The sequence below is a fragment of the Actinomyces sp. oral taxon 180 str. F0310 genome (assembly GCF_000185285.1).
Lineage (GTDB): Bacteria > Actinomycetota > Actinomycetes > Actinomycetales > Actinomycetaceae > Pauljensenia.
Map to the genome: position 1 here is coordinate 110,767 of NZ_GL622194.1, position 19,909 is coordinate 130,675.

Consider the following 19,909-nt stretch of genomic DNA (forward strand, 5'->3'; position numbering starts at 1 on the left):
CAACTTCATGGCGATAGGGCTGCTGGCGCGCGAGGGCGTGTCGGCAGCCCTATTCTCTTAGGCATACCGGTTCCTCGGTGCCCGGCGGCCCGCGGCATCGCTCGCGGCCCTCACCGACCTCGTCCCATGTCCCCAAGCGAATGGAGCGCCCCCGTGGCCAACGAGATCCCTTCCCTGCGCGACCCGCAAGACCGTAGGCTCCCGCGCATCTCGCCGCCGTGCGGCCTCGTGATCTTTGGTATTACCGGGGATCTGGCCCGCAAGAAGCTACTGCCAGCGATCTACGACCTCGCCAACCGCGGTCTCCTCCATCCGGCTTTCGCGTTGACCGGCTTCGCCCGGCGCGATTGGAGCCCCCGCGACTTCGAGGACTATGTGCGCTCCTCCATCGAGGCCCACTCGCGTACCGGCTTCAACGAGGGCACGTGGAATCAGCTGCGCTCGGGCTTGCGTTTCGTCTCCGGGACCTTCGACGATCCGGGCGCCTACCGGCAGCTGGCCCAGACCGTGGCCGAACTGGACCGCTCCCGAGGCACGGGCGGCAATCACGCCTTCTACCTGTCCATTCCCCCCTCCTACTTTCCCGTCGTCGCCAAGCACCTGTCCGACACGGGCCTCAACAGGCGTCAGGGTCGCGAGTGGCGCCGCGTCATCATCGAGAAGCCCTTCGGCCATGACCTGGATTCGGCTCGCGAGCTGTCCACCGTCATCTCCCAGATCTTCGATGAGCGTGATGTCTTCCGGATCGACCACTACCTGGGCAAGGAGACGGTTCAGAACATCATGGCGATGCGCTTCGCCAACGCGATGTTTGAACCGCTGTGGAAGGCCACCTACGTCGACTCCGTCCAGATCACGATGGCCGAGGACATCGGCATCGGCACGCGTGCCGGGTACTACGACGGCATCGGCGCTGCCAGGGACATCATCCAGAATCACCTCCTGCAGCTCATGGCGCTCACAGCGATGGAGGAGCCCGTTCATTTCACCCCCGAGGAGATCCGCGTGGAGAAGGAGAAAGTCCTATCCGCGGTTCGCCTGCCCGAGGACCTGGGTAGCGCGACGGCTCGCGGGCAGTACGCCGGCGGCTGGCAGGGCGGTGACCGCGTGCGGGGTTACCTGGAAGAAGACGGTATTCCTGCCGATTCGACGACGGACACGTTCGCGGCCGTCAAGCTCTATGTTGACACGCGGCGCTGGGCCGGGGTGCCCTTCTACCTGCGTGCCGGCAAGCGTCTGGGCAAGCGCGTCACCGAGATTGCCGTCATCTTCAAGCGTTCGGCTCACGTTCCCTTCGCCAACTCCGATCTGAGCGAATCGGGTCAGAACGCGCTCGTCATCCGCGTCCAGCCGGACGAGGGACTGACCCTGAAGCTCGGTGCGAAGGTTCCCGGCACGGAGATGCAGGTGCGCGACGTGACCATGGACTTCGCCTACGGCCACGCGTTCACGGAGGATTCCCCGGAGGCCTACGAGCGCCTCATCCTCGATGCGCTCGTCGGCTCTGCTCCGCTTTTTCCCCACCAGCGCGAGGTCGAGGCCTCGTGGCGGATTCTTGACCCGATCCTCGACTTTTGGGACACCCAGGGTCAGCCCGAGCCCTACGCGCCGGGCACGTGGGGTCCTTCGTCCGCGCACGACATGTTGGCCCGCGACGGCCGCTTCTGGAGGCTTCCGTGATTATTACCCTGAAGAACACGACATCCGCGCAGGTCGCTTCGCGCATCGTCGAGCTGCGCGACGAACGCGGCTCCGCGGCGCTGAGCCGCGTCCTGACCCTTCTCATCTGCGTTCCCGACGTCATCGACGTTGACAACGCGATCGAGGTGTCGGATGCGGTTTCGCGCGAGCACCCTTGCCGCGTCATCGTCATTGTCGAGCCTTCCTCCGTCCAGGGCGAAGCAAGCCTCAATGCGCAGATTCGCGTGGGCGATGCCGCGGGCCTGTCCGACATCATCATTCTCGAGCCGCGCGGTGAGGCCGCAACAAACATCGACTCCCTCGTCATGCCGCTCCTGCAGTCCGATACTCCGGTCGTCACCTACTGGCCGCTTACCCCTCCCTCTGACCCCGGCCGTCACCCCCTGGGGCGTCTTGCCGTCAAACGCATCACGGATTCTCGCGCAACGAGCTGCCCGATGGAGACGCTCTCGGCTTTGTCCTCCGTCTACACCTCCGGCGACACCGACCTGGCATGGGCGGGCGTGACCCTGTGGCGCGCACTCCTGGCAGCTATCGCGGAGGACCTTGATCGGATGCCCACCTCGATTCGGATCGCGGGAAACGCGACCCACCCCTCGCCGTTCCTGGTGGCCGCGTGGCTCCACCACCAGCTGGGTGTTCCCGTCGAGAGGGTCGTGGATCCGCACGCCCTGACGATCACGGACATCACCTTCTTCTTCGATGACGACACCACCGTGTCCCTCTCGCGCAGCGCCACCTCCTCCGTGGCACGCCTCTCCCGTCCCGGACTCGAGGATCGCAACGTGAATCTCGCGCGTCGCTCCGTCCAGGATTCTCTCATGGAGGAGCTGCGTCGCCTCGACCCGGATGTCTACTACGGCGAGCTTTTGACGACGGAACTTCCTCGCCTGGCCTTTTGCACCGAGGGGAAGTGAGATGCTCAGCGTTCGTACGCTCGCGGTGCTACCCGGCCCGCAGGAACTGGCCGAGGCCGTCGGGGATGCCCTCTTTGCGCGTTTGCGGATCCTGATCGAGGAGGCGGAGCCCGGGCAACGGGTCAACCTGGCGATCTCCGGGGGCGCGATCACCTCCTCCCTACTCCCCTCTCTGCGCGGGCGAGTTGGCGAGGTCGACTGGTCGCGGGTGCGCGTGTGGTTCGTTGACGAACGCTACGTCGCCGCCGGCGACCCCGATCGCAACGACGACCAGGCGTGGCAAGGCTTCTTTCACGCCGCGCCCGGCGTGGAGTTCATCCGCATGCCCTCACGAGCCCCCGGCGGTCGCGGTGACGACAGTCTCGACGCGGCTGCACTCGCCTTCGAGGACACGTGGACCTCGCTCATGGGTGATGGATCCTTCGACATCGCTCTCATCGGCATGGGCCCTGACGGTCACGTTGCCTCGTTGTTCCCCGGTCGCATCGACGATGAGGCTCGCCCGATCCTGGCAGTGCGTGACTCGCCCAAGCCTCCCCCCGAGCGCATCACGGTTTCGATGCCGCTCATGCGCCGCTGCGCGGAAGTCTGGCTGGCCACGAGCGGGGCGGCCAAGGCCCGCGCTATCGGAGAGGCATTCGCGGGGGCGTCACCCCAGCGCGTGCCGGTTGCGGGCGTGCTGACCCCCACGACTCGCGTGTACCTTGACGCTGCGGCGGCGGCCGACATTGACGTGTCACACGCGTGAGGGCTGTATGCACACGCGCTAGCGAAAGGCCAGGAAGACGAGGGTACAAGCAGCCCAGAGACCCATGATCGTCGCATACGGCCACCAGTAGCGACGGCTGATTGCGATGAACTCGCGGATGAAGGCGGTCGGAAAGTAATAGCGCGCCGTCCGTGACCCCAGCCCATCGGCGTTCAATCCGACCGCCCGCGCGTACATCGCGGCTCGGAACACGTGATAGTCGCTCGTGACCAGCGCGCTTCGAGGGTCTGGCACCGAGGAACGTTCGGCGATGAGGTCCCGAGAAAAACTCAGGTTCTCCCACGTCGTCGTGGAGCGATCTTCCAAAGCGATCTGGGAGGCAGGGACACCGAGGGCGCGCAGGTGCCGCGCCATCGCTTCGGCCTCCGAGATCTCCTCATCCTCACCCTGACCTCCGGATGGTACGAGGGTGGCGCGCCGGCCCTGCGCATTCCACAGCTCGCAGGCGCGTTCGACCCGCCCGGCAAGCAACGGCGTCAGCTCCTTCCCCTTCAGGCCTGCGCCGTGGATGATGATGAAGTCGTAGCGCCGACGCCTCGGGAGCGAACGGTAGAGCCACGAGTAGAGGAGCATCGCGGCAAAGGAGAGGAAGAACCACGCGCCGCACGCGGTGACGGCCAGGACGAAACCAACGACGACGCCGGGTAGCCGCGCCGCGTGGGCCACGGGAAGCGCACCGAACCACGCGACGATGGCGCAGGCGAAGAGCAGCGGCAGGGCGTGGGAGAGAGAGAAACCCTCCCGCTTGACGAGCATGACCTCGTTCACGAGCATGAACACGATCGTGATGACCGGGGTGAAAGCGACGGCGAGCGCGATGGGGAGCGTGATCCACCACTGTTTGAAGAACACGGCCGCCGCGCCGAGCGTGCACGCACAGAAGAAGAATAAGAAGAAGGCGTTGCGGAATTGCCTGGGTTCGCGCCAATAGGACCACAGAAAAATGGCTCCCCACACGATTGCAGGGAGCCACAGGGCGACGTCAGCCACGGTGGTCAGCCGCCAAACTTGGCGAGGAGGGCGTATCCGACAATGCACACCAGCCAGATCAGCAGCGTGCCCAGCGTGATCCGATTCAGGTTACGCTCGGCGACGCCCGAAGACCCGGCGGAGGAGGAAATGCCGCCACCGAACATGTCCGAAAGGCCGCCGCCCTGCCCCTTGTGCATGAGGACGGTGAGGGTCAGCAAAATGCTGGTCAGGAAGATCAGCACGATCAGAACGTTGTTCAAAATGGTCACGGTTATTCCAACTTCTAGTGCGGTTCTACCCCGCCGTGGGGGCGCATACGAATCAAGTTTATCGAAGAATGGCGGTGGGGCCAACCGGCGCACCGGTTGGCCCCACCCCGTTGCCCCTTCTCCCCTTCACGCGGAGGGGACCTCGAGGAGCATCGGCGCCTCAGGCGTAGAAGGTTGCCATGGCGGCGAACGAGTCAGCCTTCAGAGACGCGCCGCCAACGAGGCCGCCGTCGATGTCGGGCTGGGCCATGAGTTCCTTGATGTTACCGGGCTTGGCGGAGCCGCCGTACAGGATGCGAGTCGCCTCGGCGGTCTCGGTGCCGTAGTCCTCGGCGAGGGCGGCACGAATCGCACCGCAGACCTCCTGCGCGTCCTCGGCCGACGCGGTCTCGCCCGTGCCGATCGCCCAGATCGGCTCGTAGGCGATGACGATCTTCGCGACCTCGTCGGCCTTCCAGCCCGACAGCGCCGCACGAATCTGGCCGAGCACGAAGTCAACGTACGTGCCGACCTTGCGCACCTCGAGGGCCTCGCCGCAGCACAGGATCGGGGTCATGCCCGCGTCGAAAACCTTGCGTGCCTTCGCTCCGACGAGCTCATCGGACTCTCCGTGGTATTCGCGACGCTCCGAGTGACCCATGACGACGTAGCTACAACCCAGCTTGGTGAGCATCTCGGTGGAGATCTCGCCGGTGTAGGCGCCGTTGTCATGGATCGACACGTCCTGCGCTCCATACTTGATGCCGAGCTCGTCGGCGTCAACGATGGTCTGGACGGTGCGGATATCCGTAAACGGCGGGATGACGAGCACCTCGCACTTGGAGTAGTCGTGGTCCGCGTCTGCGAGCGCCATCGCGAGGCCCTGGACGAGATGGTTGGCCTCGAGGTGATCGAGGTTCATCTTCCAGTTGCCGGCCATGAGGGGTGTGCGTGCCATGAGTCAGTCCTCCAGAACTGCGATACCGGGCAGAACCTTGCCTTCGAGGAGCTCGAGGGAGGCGCCGCCGCCAGTGGAAATGTGAGAGAAGGTGCTCTCGTCGAAACCGAGCAAGCGCACGGCCGCGGCGGAGTCGCCGCCGCCGATGACGGAGAACATGGTGCCCGCCGACAGGGCCTGCGCGACGGCACGGGTGCCGCCGGCGAAGGCGTCGAACTCGAAGACGCCCATGGGCCCGTTCCAGGCCACGGTCTTCGCCGTTGCGATCTTGTCGGCGAAGAGCTTGGCGGACTCGGGGCCGATATCCAGGCCCATCTGGTCGTCGGGGATCGCGTCGACCTTGACGACGGTTGCGGGCGCGTCGGCCGCAAACTCGGGGGCGACAACGACGTCAACGGGCAGGACCAGGTCAACGCCGCGTTCAGCTGCCTGCGCGATATAGCCCTTGACGGTCTCGATCTGGTCTTCTTCGAGCAGAGACTTGCCAACCGAGTAGCCCTGAGCGGCCAGGAAGGTGAACGCCATGCCGCCGCCAATGAAGAGCATGTCGGCCTTCTTCAGCAGGTTCGCGATGACGCCCAGCTTGTCAGAGACCTTCGATCCGCCGAGGACGACGCCGTAGGGGCGTTCGGGATCGCCGGTGACCTTGGACAGGGACTCAATCTCCTTGAGGACCAGGAGGCCCGCGGCGGAGGGCAGCAGCTTCGCAATGTCGTAGACGGAGGCCTGCTTGCGGTGGACAACGCCGAAGCCGTCGGAGACGAAGGCGTCGCCGAGCTTGGCGTATTCACGGGCGAGTTCCTCGCGCTCGGAATCGACCTTCGAGGTTTCGCGAGCGTCGTAGCGCACGTTTTCCAGCAGGGCGATCTCGCCGTCACCGAGGGCGGCGACAGTCTCGGTAGCGGAGGGGCCAACGACATCGGAGGCGAGAGTAACCTTCACGCCGGACAGCTCGGCGAGGCGCTCGGCGACGGGGGCCAGCGAGAAGGCGGGGTCGACCTTGCCCTTGGGGCGGCCGAGGTGGGCCAGGATGACGACCTTCGCTCCGGCGTTGGTGAGGGTCGTGAGGGTGGGCAGCGCGGCGCGGATACGTCCGTCGTCGGTGATCTGGCCGTCCTTGAGTGGAACGTTGAAGTCGGAGCGAACCAGCACGCGCTTGCCGCGCAGGTCACCCAGGGTGGAGATGGTCCTCATGGGAGGTCCTTTCGTTCGAAGACGTTGGTGATAGACGAGATGCCCGTGCACGAGCGTGCACGGGCATCTCGCTGTCAGCTCATGGCTGTGGCGCTCAGCTCAGGCGAGCTTGGAACCGACGAGAGCGGTGAGGCGAACGAGAGCGTTCGAGTAGCCCCACTCGTTGTCGTACCAGGACAGAACCTTGACGAGGTTGCCGATAACCTTGGTCTCGGTGGCGTCGAAGATCGAGGTGTGCGGATCGCCCACGATGTCGGTGGAGACGATCGGGTCCTCGGTGTACTCCAGGACACCCTTGAGCTCGCCCTCGGCGGCGGCCTTGACGGCGGCCTTCACGGCCTCGACGGAGACCTCCTTCTTCGCGATGAAGGTCAGGTCGGTGAGGGAGCCGGTCGGGGTCGGCACGCGGACGGCCAGGCCGTCGAACTTGCCCTCAAGCTGGGGCAGAACCAGGGCGACGGCCTGGGCGGCACCGGTCTTGGTGGGGATCATGTTCAGGGCGGCCGCGCGGGCGCGACGCAGATCCTTGTGGGGGGCATCGAGGACGCGCTGGTCACCCGTGTAGGAGTGGATGGTCGTCATGATGCCGCGCTCGATACCGAAGTTCTCCTCGAGAACCTTGGCCAGGGGGGCGAGGCAGTTGGTGGTGCAGGACGCGTTCGAGACGATGTTCATCGTCGCGTTGTCGTACTTGTCCTCGTTGACGCCCATGACGAAGGTGCCGTCAACGTTCTTGGCGGGAGCGGAGATGACGACCTTCTTGGCGCCACCCTCGAGGTGAGCCTTGGCCTTCTCGCCGTCGGTGAAGAAGCCGGTCGACTCGACGACGACCTCGACGCCGAGCTCGCCCCAGGGCAGGTCCGCGGGGTTACGCTGCGCAAGCACCTTGATGTGCTTGCCGTCGACGACGATGCCCTCGTCGTCGTAGGAGACCTCACCCTGGAAGCGGCCCTTGATCGAGTCGTACTTCAGCAGGTGAGCGAGGGTCTTGTTGTCCGTCAGGTCGTTCACGGCAACAATTTCGATGTCCGCGCCCTGCTCAATAGCAGCGCGGAAGAAGTTACGGCCGATGCGGCCGAAGCCGTTGATACCAACGCGGGTGGTCACTATGTTCCTCCTGCTCGTGCCCACACGGGACACGGTCTTCGATGCAACCGGGCTCGCGGGATGCCAGCCCAGCCCGCAGATGTCTGCGGTTCCAGCAGTTCCTAATTTACACCCGCAAGCGTCCTCTGTCACACCCCAATTACAAAATCATCACGTGGGGTAATTCTCGTTTATTGCCCACCATACGGGGCGAAACTAAGGACCTCAGTCCTCCTCAAGCATCTCGAGGGTGAGCGCGGATTCGGTATCGGGGATACCGCGTTCGTGCGCGACTTTGTCCGCCAGCGCGAGGAGCCTGCGGATGCGCCCCGCCACCGCGTCCTTCGTGAGCGGCGGATTCGTGTGTTTGCCCAGTTCCTCAAGGGAAGCCTGCTTGTAGCGCAGGCGCAGGGTGCCCGCCTCGAGCAGGTGCGCCGGAACATCGTCGCCGAGGATCTCAAAGGCCCTCTCGACGCGAGCCCCGGCCGCCACGGCCGCGCGCGCCGACCGTCGCAGGTTGGCATCGTCGAAGTTGGCGAGCCTGTTGGCGCTGCCGCGCGCCTCGCGTCGCTCCCGGCGCTCCTGCCAGGCCTCGAAGGTCGCGGGCGCACCCATCGCGGCGATCAGCGTGCCGATTGCGTCGGAGTCGCGCACGGAGACGCGGTCGGTTCCCCGAACCTCCTTCGAGCGTGCAGCCGCGCCGAGCTTGCGCGCGCAGCCGACCATCGCCAAGGCCACCTCGGGGCCCGGGCAGGTGATCTCGAGAGAGGAAGAGCGGCCGGGTTCCATGAGCGAGCCGCGCGCGAGAAAGGCTCCGCGCCAGATGGCCGCGGCCTCGGCCGTCCCCGACGACACGAGAGCAGGGGGGAGGCCGCGCACGGGACGCCGGAGAGAGTCGACGAGTCCGGTGAGCCTGGCCAGCTCGTCGGCCTTGTGGACGACGCGAACGACGAAGCGTTTGCCGCGCCGAAGGGAGGAACCGGAGACGACGACAACGGAGGACTCCGCGTTGTACAGCGCCTGGAGGTAGGTGCGCAGGCGCCTGGCCGCGACCGGCGAGTCAAGCTCGGCCTCCACGAGGATCCGGCCACCGACGAGGTGCAAGCCGCCGGCGAAGCGCAGCGTCGCGCTCACCTCGGCGGCGACCTCGGACGGAGTGGTGATGACGGCGCGCGCGAGCTCGTCCTTCATGTCTGACGTCAGCGACACAGATTCTCCCAACGATGTGGTGTCTCGATCAACGGGCAACAGGGTCTAAGGTAACCACGTTTCTGGCTGCCCGACTTCCCCGAGGAAGCCGTCGAATGCGTCACGGAGCGCCGCCGCCAGGCGCAGCGGGTCGTGGTGCGGCGCTCCGTCGCCGGTGCGCACCTGGCGCAGCAGGACGCGAGCCCCCAGTTCCTCGGCCGCCACGATCAGGTCGTCGATGTCATCGCACGCGGTCGGGTCAGCGACAACGACGTCCAGCTTGAGCATCGGAGCGTATTCGCGCAGCACCCGCACGTGGTCCGCTGTCGACATCAGGTCCGTTTCCCCGCGTTGGCGCGCTAGGTTGAGCACAAGCGCGCGGTGCGCGTCGGTCGTGGCCAGGGCTCGGTTGATCTCGGGCACGAGCAGGTGCGGGATCACCGACGTGTACCAGGAGCCGGGACCGAGGACCACCCAGTCGGCCTCGGAGATCGCCTCGATGACGGCGCCGGGAACCTCGGGAGCCTCGGGCGTGATGCGCACGTGTTCAACGGTTCCGGGGGCGACCGCCACCTTGGACTGGCCGGCGACGACGTACCTGCGTCCCCCGTCCATCATGTCTGCCTCGATATCGATGGGCGTCGTCGACATCGGCAGGACACGCCCCTGCGCCCCCAGCAGTCTGCCGACCCAGTCGAGGCCCTCAACCGGGTCATCGAGGAGCTGCCAGAATCCGGAAATCAAGAGGTTACCGAGCGCGTGCCCGTTGAGGGGGCCCGTCGTATCCAGGCGCAGCTGCATGACATCACGCCAGGTAAGCCCCCACTCGGATTCCTCGCACAGCGACGCCAGCGCCATGCGTAGGTCACCCGGCGGAAGGATCGGCATCTCCTTGCGGAGCCGACCCGAGCTGCCACCGTCGTCGGCGACCGTGACGACCGCGGTGAGCGCCCGTGTGATGTGGCGCAGTGCCCGCAGGGTGGCCGAGAGGCCGTGGCCGCCGCCGAGGGCGACGATGGACTGACCGGATTCGCCTCGTTGAACCCAGCCGGCTGCATCAAGATAGGGCATCAGTCTCTCCCAATGTCGCGGTGCATCACCCGGACGGAGTGCCCGAGAGTGCGCAGGCGTTGCGCGATGGCCTCCGAACACGCGACGGAGCGGTGCTTACCGCCCGTGCAGCCGACGGCGATCGTGACGAATGGCTTCAATTCTGCCAGATAGCCCGCCAGCATGGGTGCCAGTAGGTCAGCGTATCCCAGGGCGAAATCACGCGCACCCGGCTGCGAGAGCACGTAGTCGGCGACCGCCTGGTCCTTTCCGGTCAGGTGCCGCAGCTCGTCAACCCAGTACGGGTTCTTCAGGAAGCGCACGTCGACCACGTGGTCGGCGTCGAGGGGCAGGCCGTGCTTGAAACCAAAGGATTCGACCGTGATCTGCAGGAGGCGCTCCTCCCCCGCCACGATGTCTCGAATCCGCCGGGTCAGGTCGTGAACGCTCATGTCGGAGGTGTCGATGACCTCGTCCGCACTGCGACGCAGGGGGGCGAGCAGGCGTTCCTCCGCCTTGATACCGTCCATGAGGGTGCCCTGCCCCTGCAGAGGGTGCGGGCGCCGATTCGACTCGTAGCGGCGCACGAGGGTCTGGGCGCTTGCTTCGAGGAAGATCACACGGTAGGCGATTCCGGACTTCTTGAGCTGCTCAAGCGTGGAGGACAGGTTCGCGAAGAACGTGCGCGAGCGCACGTCCACCCCCACCGCGAGGCGATGGACGCCCGCCGCCGGGTCGTTGGACATCATGCCCACGAGGGCGGGAAGCATAGTGGGAGGCAAGTTGTCTACGACGTACCAGTCGAGATCCTCGAGAGCTCGCGCCGCACCGGTGCGACCCGCTCCCGAGTAGCCGGTGATGATGAGGACTTCGTTGGAGGCGCGGGGTTCCGGCTTGGCAGCAACGACGTCGCGCGCGGGAATGCCTTCGGGGAACGTCGGCGGATTCTCCTCGTTCACGGGCAAGCCCGGGGCGTCGAGGCCGCCGCGTGGACGGTCGGTGGCTTGGTCGGGCATGGTGTCCTCCTTGGCAAGGTGTTGGGGTGGCGGGGTGGCTTAGGCGGGCGCGTCCTCGACGCTGATCTCCTGGGCGGCGCGCCGGGCGATCACCCGGGCTTCCTTCGGGCTGGCTGCGGTGGCCACCACGACACCGAGGCGCCGGTGGGCTCGGCTCACGGGTTTGCCGAAGATACGCACGACGTCGGCCGTTGCCAGGGCGCGCCCGACACCGTCGTAGACGGGGCGCTCAATCGCTCGGGGTGCTCGGATGACGGCCGATGCTCCCGGCGCGCGTTGCTCGGTCGAGGTGGGAAGTCCGAGGATCGCGCGCGCGTGTAGCTCGAACTCGGATTGACCCTGCGTGGCCATCGTCACCATGCCCGTGTCGTGCGGGCGCGGAGACAGCTCCGAGAACCACACGTCGTCTCCGCGCACAAAAAACTCCACGCCGAAGATGCCCAGGCAAGGCCCGGTTCCCTTGCGCGCGAGAGCATCGGTGACATCACGGGCCATCGAGTGCGCCGCCCGCAGAGCGCAAGGACTCATCGCCATGGGCTGCCAGGATTCGACGTAGTCGCCGCCCTCCTGACGATGGCCGATGGGTGCGCAGAAGGAGGTAAGGACGCGCGAGGCGTGCGCATCCCACGACCGCAGCGTCAGCAGAGTGATCTCGTAGTCGAAGTCGATCCCCTCCTCGACGATGACCACGCCCGTGTCGGCGCGGGCGCCGTCGCGCGCGGCGCGCCACGCTGCACAGGCCTCGTCGCGGGAGGTGACGCGGCTCTGCCCGTGTCCAGAGGAGGACATTGTGGGCTTGACGAAAGCCGGGTACCCCACCTCGTCGAGAGCGTGCGCGAGTTCGTCTTCACTGCGCGCAAAACGAAAGGCACAGGTGCGCACGCCCGGGAGGCTGGCGGCGAGGTTGCGAATGCGCTCGCGGTCCATCGTCGCGGTGACCGCGTAGGCGTTGGGAACGACCCGCACCCCGCGTTCCTCAGCGTCCGCGAGCTCCGCGGTCGCGATCGCCTCGACCTCGGGGACGATCAGGTCGACATCAACCTCGGCAAGAACCTCGCGGAGCGCCCGCGGGTCAGCCATGTCGAAGACGCGGAAGTCGTCCGCTACCTGCATGGCGGGGGCACCGGCGTAGGAATCGCACGCGATGACGGTGGCGCCATAGCGTTTGAGGGAAATGGTGACTTCCTTGCCGAGTTCCCCCGAACCCAGCAGGAGGACGCGGGCGGGCAGCGGCGTCGGCAGCGTCGATGTCATGACGTCTCCTCCCTTGACGATGTGTGTAGCCTATCGTGGATCTGGCGCGCGAGGAGGGCTCCCACGCCTTTGACGTGCGCAATCTGGTCCGGCGTTGCCTCCCTCAGGCGCTTGACAGAGCCGAAGTGCTTGAGCAGCGCGGCCTGACGCGCCGGACCGAGGCCGGGGATGGAATCGAGGACGGAGCGGCGACTCGCCCGGGACCGGCGCTTGCGGTGCTTGGTGATGGCGAAACGATGGGACTCGTCGCGCAGGTACTGCAGCAGGTAGAGCGCCTCGGAGGTGCGCGGCAGGATCAAGGGGAACTCATCGCCTGGGATCCACACCTCCTCCAGCCGCTTGGCCAAGCCGACGACCGGAACGTCCGCGCCCACCGCCTCGAGTGCCGCGCGCGCCGCATTGACCTGGGGGAGGCCCCCGTCGACGACGACGAGGTCTGGCCGGTACGAGAAACGTCGGGGGCGCCCTGTTGCGGCCTCGATGGGTCCCGACGCGTAGGCGACCCCGTCCTCGTCCTCGCCCTCAATGCCCGCTTCCTCTGCCAGCAGGCGGGAAAAGCGTCGCGTGAGGACCTCATTCATCGCGCTCGTGTCGTCGGGGGTGCCCTTACCGTCCGTCCCGCGAATGTTGAAGGTGCGATACGCGTCCTTGCGGGGCATGCCGTCTTCGAAGACCACCATGGAGGCGACCTGATTCTCTCCCCCGGTGTGCGACACGTCGTAGCACTCGATGCGCAGCGGTGCGGCCGGAAGATCCAGGTTTTCCGCAAGCTGTTCGAGCGCCTTGGAGCGGGCGGTGATGTCGCCTGCTCGGCGCGTGCGATGCAGGGTCAGCGCCTGGCGCGCGTTGTCGGTCACGGTGTCCATCAGCTGAGCTTTCGGCCCGCGTTTGGGGACGTTGATCGCGACGGACGCGCCTCGCGCCTCACCGAGCCAGCGGCTGATGGTCTCCATGTCGTCGGGAGCCACGGAGACGAGAACCTCGCGGGGGATCGCGGAGGTGGGCGTGTGTGCGACGTCGTCGACGCTGACGGCCGCCGCCTTCGTCTCCCGCGCCCCCCGCGCCTCGTCTTCCGTCGCCGAGGAGTAGACCTGCTCCAGCAGGCGCGACATGAGGGCGGCGTCTCCCGCGCCGTCCACCCGTTCAATGACCCAGCCTCGGGTGCCACGAATGCGCCCGCCGCGCACGTGAAAGACGTGGACAGCGGCGTCAAGGTCGTCGCTGACGAGCGCGAAGACGTCCGCGTCCGCTCCATCGTCGAGGACGACGGCGTTTCGCTCGAGAACGGTGCGCAGGGCGGCGACGTCGTCGCGTAGCTTCGCGGCTCGTTCGAAGTCCAGGTTGGCCGAGGCCTCGCGCATCTGGGTTTCGAGGTCGCGAATCACGGGACCCGTGCGCCCCTGCATGAAGCGGCACAGGCCCTCGGCCAGCTCACGGTGTTCCTCGGCCGTCACTCGCTCGACGCACGGGGCCGAACACTTGTCGATGTAGCCAAGCAGGCACGGGCGCCCCTGGGCCTTCGCCCGAGCGAAAACCCCGGCCGAGCACGAACGCACCGGGAAGACGCGCAGAAGCTGATCGATGGTCTCCCGTATTGCCCACACCTGAGTGTAGGGGCCGAAGTAGCGTGAGCCTGCGCGCTTGCGCTCGCGCGTCACCTGCACGCGCGGGTAGCGCTCCCCCATGGACACGGCGAGGTAGGGATAGGATTTATCGTCCTTAAACACGACGTTGAAGCGCGGATTGAATTCCTTGATCCACGTGAACTCGAGCGTGAGCGCCTCGATCTCGGAGCGCACCACCGTCCACTGCACGCGGGAGGCGGTGGTGACCATCTGCTGAGTGCGCGGGTGCAGGTTCGCCAGGTCCTGGAAGTAGTTGGTGAGGCGATTGCGCAGGTTTTTGGCTTTGCCTACGTAGATGACGCGGCCCTGCGGATCCGAGAAGCGATAGACGCCCGGCGAGGTCGGAATGTCTCCCGTGCGGGGGCGGTACGTCGAAGGATCTGCCACCCCACCAGGGTACGAGGCCCCGACGACACGCGCCCGACACTCCTCACGCCCGTGCTGTATGTCATGAAACTATCGACAGATGAAACGGGAGCCCGCCGAGGCCCCTGCGGGCATATACTGATTTTGGTCACGAATTGACTCAATCTTGACCATGAGTAGTCACCACTCCACACAGAAGGACGTTCATGTTCACCTCCACCCAAGAGGTCGCAGACTTTATCTCCGAACAGAACATTGAGCTCGTCGACGTACGCTTCTGCGACGTCCCCGGTGTTCAGCAGCACTTTACGATTCCCGTCAGCGAGTTCCTGGACTCCGCCCTCAGTGATGGCCTCATGTTTGATGGCTCGTCGGTGCGCGGCTTTACCGCGATCCACGAGTCCGACATGAAGCTCATCCCCGACATCAGCTCGGCATTCGTCGATCCCTTCCGCGAGCGGTCCACGCTCGTCGTCAACTTCTCAATCGTCGACCCCTTCACCGACGAACCCTTCTCGCGTGACCCACGGCAGGTGGCCGCGAAGGCCGAGGCCTACCTGCGTTCCACCGGGATCGCCGATCAGTGTTTCATCGGCGCCGAGGCCGAGTTCTACCTGTTCGACGACGTGCGCTACCAGGTCAGCCCTCACGCCACCTTCTTCGAGGTGGACTCCCCCGAGGCCTATTGGAACACGGGGCGACGCGAAGAGGGGGGCAACATGGGGTACAAGGTTGGCCTCAAGGGCGGGTATTTTCCCGTGTCCCCCGCCGATAAGTACGCGGATGTTCGCGACGAGATGAGCCGTATCCTCGAGCAGGTCGGGCTGACCATCGAGCGTGCCCACCACGAGGTGGGTTCGGGCGGACAGCAGGAGATCAACTACCGTTTCGCCACGCTCCAGGCGGCGGCCGACGACATGATGAAGTTCAAGTACGTCATCAAGAACTCCGCGCTCGAGTTCGGTCACTCGGCGACCTTTATGCCCAAGCCGCTCTTCGGCGACAACGGCTCGGGCATGCACACGCACATGTCACTGTGGAAGGACGGCGAGCCTCTCTTCTACGACGAGCGCGGCTACGGATCCCTCTCCGACACTGCCCGCTGGTTCATCGGCGGCCTGCTGGAGCACGCCCCCGCACTCCTCGCCTTCACGAACCCGTCGGTGAACTCCTTCCGTCGCCTGGTCCCCGGCTTCGAGGCGCCGATCAACCTCGTGTACTCGGCGCGCAATCGCTCCGCGTGCATTCGCATTCCCGTCACCGGAACCTCCCCCAAGGCCAAGCGTGTCGAGTACCGCGTGCCGGACCCGAGCGCGAACCCCTACCTGGCCTTCTCCGCCTGCCTCATGGCCGGCATCGACGGGATCAAGCGCCGCATCGAGCCCGCCGCGCCGATCGACAAGGATCTCTACGAGCTGCCGCCTGCCGAGTATCAGGACATCGCCAAGCTCCCCAGCTCGCTTGAAGCTGCCCTCGATGCGTTGCGCGAGGACCACGAGTTCCTCACCGAGGGAGACGTGTTCACCCAGGATCTGATCGACACGTGGCTCGATTACAAGGAGATCAACGAGGTCGCCCCCATGCGCGCCTACCCTCACCCGTACGAGTACCAGCTCTACTACGACCTGTGATCTAATCGTCACTTGAGCGGCCTCTGCCCCCTAATGGGGGCGGGGGCCGCCCTGTTGCGGATAGACTCGCACCGGATCTGATGTTCAGTCTTTGAACCGACACCCGGAGGACACGATGAAGCGCATGCGCGATGGCTCCTATACGATCAAGCCCACCTACACGGTCGGCGATCACGAGATCGTGCCCGACATGCTGGCACGCCGAGCCGCCGCCCAGCCCGACCAGATCGCCGTCGAGCAGCGCTCCTCCGTCGGTTCCACGCGCCGCCTCACGGCCGCCGAGCTTCAGCGCCAGGTCGAGTACACGGCGTGCGGCCTCATCGGCCTCGGTGTCGAGCCTGGTCATGCCGTGGCCATCCTCGCCCCGACCTCGTACGAGTGGCTGCTCCTAGACCTCGCTCTCCTCTCCATCGGCGCGATCACGGTGCCCATCTACGAGTCCGACTCCGCCGCCCAGATCGAACACATTCTCACCGACGCGCACGTCACCCGCGTCTTCACCGCCTCCACCCAGCAGGCCGACCTGGTGCGCACCGTCGCCCCCTCGTACACGGTCGGCGTCGATTCCCTCGACCGGGGCGCGCTGCGCACTATCGCGCGAGCCGCCACGCACGTCACGATTGAGGACGTGAGGCGCCGCCGCGGCGCGATCACATCCCATGATATCGCCACGATCATCTACACCTCCGGCACCACGGGCGCCCCGAAGGGGGTAGCCCTCACCCACGCCAACTTCATCGCGACCTCGCAGGGCGCACGCCAGATTCTCGGCGACGTCATCGACTCCCCCTCCACCCGCCTGCTCCTCTTCCTTCCCGTCGCCCATGTCCTGGCTCGCCTCGTCATGCACGTGATCCTCTCCGGTCAGGGTGTCCTCGGCTTCTCCCCCAGCATCAAGAACCTGCTGCCCGACATTCAGGCCTTCGCACCCTCGGTGCTCCTCGTTGTTCCCCGCGTCCTGGAAAAGGTCTACAACGCGGCCAGCGCAAAGGCGGGCGGCGGCGTCAAGGGCCGCCTCTTCGCGTGGAGCGCCAAGCAGGCACGCGCCTACTCCCAGGCGAGCGAAAAGGCCTTCGGCCCCGGCCCCCTGAGGAAGATGCGCCACGGCCTGGCTGACAGCCTCGTGCTCAACAAGATCCGATCCGTCCTCGGCCCGAACCTGCGCTACATCGTCTCGGGAGGCGCGCCCCTGGCCACCGACCTCGCCCACTTCTACGCCGGCATGGGCATCACTCTCCTGCAGGGCTACGGCCTGAGCGAGACCACGGGCCCCATCGCCGTCCAGCACATCGGCAACAACCCGGTCGGAACCGTCGGTCTTCCCCTGCCGGGCAACTTCATCAAGATTGCCAAGGACGGAGAGATCCTCGTGCGCGGTCAGTCGGTCATGCCCGGCTACTACCACCTCCCCGAGGAGACCGCGCAGGTCATGCCCGACGGCACCTGGTTCCACACGGGCGACCTGGGTTCCATCGACCGCAAGGGCCACCTGACGATCACGGGACGCAAGAAGGAACTGATCGTCACCGCCGGCGGAAAGAACGTCTCACCGGAGGTCCTCGAAGACGCCCTGGCCACCCACCCACTCGTCGCCAACGTCATCGTCGTGGGCGACCAGCGTCCCTACGTCGGTGCGCTCTTCACCCTCGATGCGGACATGCTGCCGGATTGGCTGGCCAAGCACGGCCTCGCCCAGTGCTCCCCCACCGAGGCCGCGAACCTTCCGCAGGTGCGCGACTCCCTGAGCAGGGCGGTTGAGCGCGCCAACAAGGCCGTCTCGCGGGCTGAGTCCATTCGTAAGTTCCGCATCGTCGATGCCACGTTCACGGTGGAGAACGGTTACGTCACCCCATCAATGAAGCTGCGCCGCCGCAAGGTTCTCGCCGATTACGCCCACGAGGTCGACGCCCTCTACGGAGGCCCCGTGTCCGCTCAGCCCGCCCCCAAGAGCCGCCTCTTTGGCTTCCGTAAGAAGAACTGACGCGCTGGACGCGCACACCCTGGAAAGGACTGCAATGACGGTACGTAGGCTCGCCGACGGCTCGTGGGAGTCGATCGCCACGCGCGAGGCCACCGATGACATGAACCTGCCGAAGATGCTCCACCAACGCGTGGCCACGCACCCGGGGGCTCTGGCCATTGAGCGACGCTCGAACGTGGGGGCATGGCGGCCGATCACGATGGAGCAGTTTCTCGCCGAAGTCGACTCCATCGCCCGCGGCCTGATCGGCATTGGCCTCGAGGCGGGCGAACACCTCGCCATCCTCGCACCGACCTCCTACGAGTGGGCGCTCATCGACGTCGCCGCCCTGTCCTGCGGGGCGGTCACCGTTCCGATTTACGAGACCGACTCCGCGTCGCAGATCGCCCACATCCTCACCGACGCCGACGTCCGCATCGTTATCACGGCGACCACGCAGCAGGCCGAGCTCGTCGAATCCGTGCGCACGGATCGCGTGCGCCACATCCTTTCCCTCGATCGCGGAGCCGAGCGAGAGCTGAGCAGCGCCGCCCAGGCGGTGTCCGTCGAGGACGTGCGCGCACGCACCGACGCGGTTCACCTCGGCGATGATGCCACCATCATCTACACCTCTGGGACGACGGGCAAACCCAAGGGCGTCGTCCTCACGCACGGCAACTTCATCTCCCCGATGCTCCAGGCCTACGACTTCCTTCCCCTCCTCATCAACGACCCGAAGTCTCGTTCCCTGCTGTTCCTCCCGGTCGCGCACGTCTTGGCGCGTTTCGTCATGTACTGCCTGCTCGCCGGCCAGGGGATTGTCGCGTTTTCTCCCGACACGCGCAACCTCGTCAACGACATCGCCACGTTCAAGCCGACGATGCTTCTCGTCGTCCCTCGCGTCATGGAGAAGGTCTACAACGCAGCCGCCGCGAAGGCCGGTGGCGGCGTCAAGGGCCGCCTGTTCTCCTGGGCCGCCAAGCAGGCGCGCGCCCTGTCCATGGCCAGCGCCTACGCGGACACTCCCCTGCCCGAGTCGGCGGTGGCCGGCCCCGGCCCGGACACGACTCCCGTGCCTGACGCTTCGGCTACCCCCTCCCCCGGTCCCTCCGCCGCTCTCCGGCTCCGCGGCCGAGTCGCGGACGCCCTCGTCCTGTCGAAGGTTCGGGCGATCCTGGGACCCAACCTCCACACGATCATCTCCGGCGGAGCGCCGCTGGCCACTGACCTGGCCAACTTCTATCGAGGTCTGGGGATCACGCTCCTGCAGGGCTACGGCCTGAGCGAGACGACCGGGCCGATCTCCGTGGAGACACCGCAGGACTTCCCCCCCGACTCGGTCGGTTTCGCATGGCCGGGCAACCGCCTCAAGATCGCCACCGACGGCGAGCTCCTCGTCCAGGGCATCTCCGTGTCCAAGGGCTACCACAATCTTCCCGAGGCGACCGCGGAGGCTTTCGTCGACGGTTGGTTCAAGACAGGCGACCTGGCGTCGATCGACGATCGCGGCCACCTGCGGATCACGGGACGCAAGAAGGAACTTATCGTCACCGCGGGCGGGAAGAACGTCTCCCCCGAGATCCTCGAGGAGGCGCTGTCGACCCACCCGCTCATCGGCAACATCATCGTCGTGGGAGAGGGCCGCCCCTACATCGGTGCGCTGATCGCGCTCGACACCGAGATGCTCCCCGAGTGGCTCGCCCGCCACGGTCTTCCAGTCGTTGACGCCGCACAGGCCGCGGACCTTCCGCAGGTGCGCGAGTCCCTCGAGAAGGCCATCGCGCGCGCTAACCGTGCGGTCTCTCGCGCCGAGTCAATTCGACGCTACCGGATCGTCAACGCGGCCTTCACCGTGGAGAACGGCTACATGACCCCCTCGCTCAAGCTCAAGCGCCGACGCGTGTTGGCCGACTACGCCGCCGAGGTGGACGCCCTCTATGCTTCCGGCGAGGCCGCGAAGGACAAGGAGTAATC

Annotated in this window: 16 protein-coding genes; 6 read left to right on the forward strand and 10 right to left on the reverse strand. The window is 66.2% G+C overall.

Features of this window, described 5'->3' with window-relative positions; translation table 11 throughout:
* Positions 1–153: 153 nt before the first annotated feature.
* The 3 genes from zwf to pgl are packed head-to-tail and all read left to right on the forward strand — an operon-like array spanning position 154 to position 3,366.
* On the forward strand, positions 154–1,680 hold the full coding sequence (gene zwf, locus HMPREF9006_RS00535; RefSeq protein WP_034230793.1) for a glucose-6-phosphate dehydrogenase: 1,527 nt from the start codon (positions 154–156) through the stop codon (positions 1,678–1,680).
* Positions 1,677–2,618, forward strand: a complete 942-nt coding sequence (locus HMPREF9006_RS00540; protein ID WP_009211573.1) for a glucose-6-phosphate dehydrogenase assembly protein OpcA — start codon at positions 1,677–1,679, stop codon at positions 2,616–2,618. Before zwf ends, HMPREF9006_RS00540 begins: the two co-directional genes overlap by 4 nt.
* A 1-nt stretch (position 2,619) precedes the next feature.
* Positions 2,620–3,366 carry a 6-phosphogluconolactonase gene (gene pgl / locus HMPREF9006_RS00545; RefSeq protein ID WP_009211574.1) on the forward strand — a complete coding sequence of 249 codons (747 nt, stop codon included), beginning with the start codon at positions 2,620–2,622 and terminating at the stop codon, positions 3,364–3,366.
* An 18-nt stretch (positions 3,367–3,384) separates the two neighbouring features.
* Here the strand turns inward: pgl and HMPREF9006_RS00550 are convergent, their stop codons facing one another.
* The 10 genes from HMPREF9006_RS00550 to uvrC form a co-directional block, all read right to left on the reverse strand.
* Entirely contained in the window at positions 3,385–4,377 is a 993-nt protein-coding gene (locus tag HMPREF9006_RS00550; protein WP_009211575.1) for a YdcF family protein, read from the reverse strand.
* Positions 4,378–4,382: 5 nt separating this feature from the next.
* Positions 4,383–4,628 carry a preprotein translocase subunit SecG gene (gene secG, locus HMPREF9006_RS00555; RefSeq protein ID WP_009211576.1) on the reverse strand — a complete coding sequence of 82 codons (246 nt, stop codon included), beginning with the start codon at positions 4,626–4,628 and terminating at the stop codon, positions 4,383–4,385.
* Between the two features lie 160 nt (positions 4,629–4,788).
* Positions 4,789–5,565 carry a triose-phosphate isomerase gene (tpiA, locus tag HMPREF9006_RS00560; RefSeq protein ID WP_009211577.1) on the reverse strand — a complete coding sequence of 259 codons (777 nt, stop codon included), beginning with the start codon at positions 5,563–5,565 and terminating at the stop codon, positions 4,789–4,791.
* Positions 5,566–5,568: 3 nt separating this feature from the next.
* On the reverse strand, positions 5,569–6,759 hold the full coding sequence (locus HMPREF9006_RS00565; protein ID WP_009211578.1) for a phosphoglycerate kinase: 1,191 nt from the start codon (positions 6,757–6,759) through the stop codon (positions 5,569–5,571).
* A gap of 99 nt (positions 6,760–6,858) precedes the next feature.
* Positions 6,859–7,866, reverse strand: a complete 1,008-nt coding sequence (gene gap / locus HMPREF9006_RS00570; protein WP_034230795.1) for a type I glyceraldehyde-3-phosphate dehydrogenase — start codon at positions 7,864–7,866, stop codon at positions 6,859–6,861.
* A gap of 204 nt (positions 7,867–8,070) precedes the next feature.
* The gene (whiA, locus tag HMPREF9006_RS00575; protein ID WP_009211580.1) at positions 8,071–9,054 is read right to left on the reverse strand and encodes a DNA-binding protein WhiA; all 984 of its coding nucleotides are present in this window, start codon (positions 9,052–9,054) and stop codon (positions 8,071–8,073) included.
* Between the two features lie 45 nt (positions 9,055–9,099).
* Positions 9,100–10,104 (reverse strand): gluconeogenesis factor YvcK family protein, encoded by a 1,005-nt coding sequence (locus HMPREF9006_RS00580; protein WP_009211581.1) that lies wholly within the window; start codon positions 10,102–10,104, stop codon positions 9,100–9,102.
* Positions 10,104–11,099: an RNase adapter RapZ gene (gene rapZ, locus HMPREF9006_RS00585; RefSeq protein WP_009211582.1), complete on the reverse strand. Its 996-nt coding sequence runs from the start codon at positions 11,097–11,099 to the stop codon at positions 10,104–10,106. The genes HMPREF9006_RS00580 and rapZ overlap by 1 nt, the downstream gene beginning before the upstream one ends.
* Positions 11,100–11,138: 39 nt before the next feature.
* A complete protein-coding gene (gene purT / locus HMPREF9006_RS00590) occupies positions 11,139–12,353 on the reverse strand; it encodes a formate-dependent phosphoribosylglycinamide formyltransferase (RefSeq protein WP_009211583.1) in 1,215 nt (404 codons plus the stop codon).
* Positions 12,350–14,365: an excinuclease ABC subunit UvrC gene (uvrC, locus tag HMPREF9006_RS00595; RefSeq protein WP_009211584.1), complete on the reverse strand. Its 2,016-nt coding sequence runs from the start codon at positions 14,363–14,365 to the stop codon at positions 12,350–12,352. The genes purT and uvrC overlap by 4 nt, the downstream gene beginning before the upstream one ends.
* Positions 14,366–14,550: 185 nt before the next feature.
* Between uvrC and glnA the strand changes: the two genes are divergently transcribed.
* The 3 genes from glnA (at position 14,551) to HMPREF9006_RS00610 (ending at position 19,907) form a co-directional block, all read left to right on the forward strand.
* Positions 14,551–15,975, forward strand: coding sequence for a type I glutamate--ammonia ligase (gene glnA, locus HMPREF9006_RS00600; RefSeq protein WP_009211585.1), 1,425 nt, complete (start codon positions 14,551–14,553; stop codon positions 15,973–15,975).
* A 115-nt stretch (positions 15,976–16,090) separates the two neighbouring features.
* Positions 16,091–17,956 carry an AMP-dependent synthetase/ligase gene (locus HMPREF9006_RS00605; protein WP_009211586.1) on the forward strand — a complete coding sequence of 622 codons (1,866 nt, stop codon included), beginning with the start codon at positions 16,091–16,093 and terminating at the stop codon, positions 17,954–17,956.
* Positions 17,957–17,990: 34 nt separating this feature from the next.
* Positions 17,991–19,907 (forward strand): AMP-dependent synthetase/ligase, encoded by a 1,917-nt coding sequence (locus tag HMPREF9006_RS00610; RefSeq protein ID WP_009211587.1) that lies wholly within the window; start codon positions 17,991–17,993, stop codon positions 19,905–19,907.
* The last annotated feature ends 2 nt before the right edge of the window (positions 19,908–19,909 follow it).

What these genes read in the sequence shown, in the direction of transcription:
- rapZ (WP_009211582.1), bottom strand. Translation starts at nt 11,099, where the DNA reads ATGCCCGACCAAGCCACCGACCGTCCACGCGGCGGCCTCGACGCCCCG.
- tpiA (WP_009211577.1), bottom strand. Translation starts at nt 5,565, where the DNA reads ATGGCACGCACACCCCTCATGGCCGGCAACTGGAAGATGAACCTCGAT.
- purT (WP_009211583.1), bottom strand. Translation starts at nt 12,353, where the DNA reads ATGACATCGACGCTGCCGACGCCGCTGCCCGCCCGCGTCCTCCTGCTG.
- HMPREF9006_RS00580 (WP_009211581.1), bottom strand. Translation starts at nt 10,104, where the DNA reads ATGCCCTATCTTGATGCAGCCGGCTGGGTTCAACGAGGCGAATCCGGT.
- pgl (WP_009211574.1), top strand. Translation starts at nt 2,620, where the DNA reads ATGCTCAGCGTTCGTACGCTCGCGGTGCTACCCGGCCCGCAGGAACTG.
- HMPREF9006_RS00605 (WP_009211586.1), top strand. Translation starts at nt 16,091, where the DNA reads ATGAAGCGCATGCGCGATGGCTCCTATACGATCAAGCCCACCTACACG.
- HMPREF9006_RS00565 (WP_009211578.1), bottom strand. Translation starts at nt 6,759, where the DNA reads ATGAGGACCATCTCCACCCTGGGTGACCTGCGCGGCAAGCGCGTGCTG.
- glnA (WP_009211585.1), top strand. Translation starts at nt 14,551, where the DNA reads ATGTTCACCTCCACCCAAGAGGTCGCAGACTTTATCTCCGAACAGAAC.
- HMPREF9006_RS00610 (WP_009211587.1), top strand. Translation starts at nt 17,991, where the DNA reads ATGACGGTACGTAGGCTCGCCGACGGCTCGTGGGAGTCGATCGCCACG.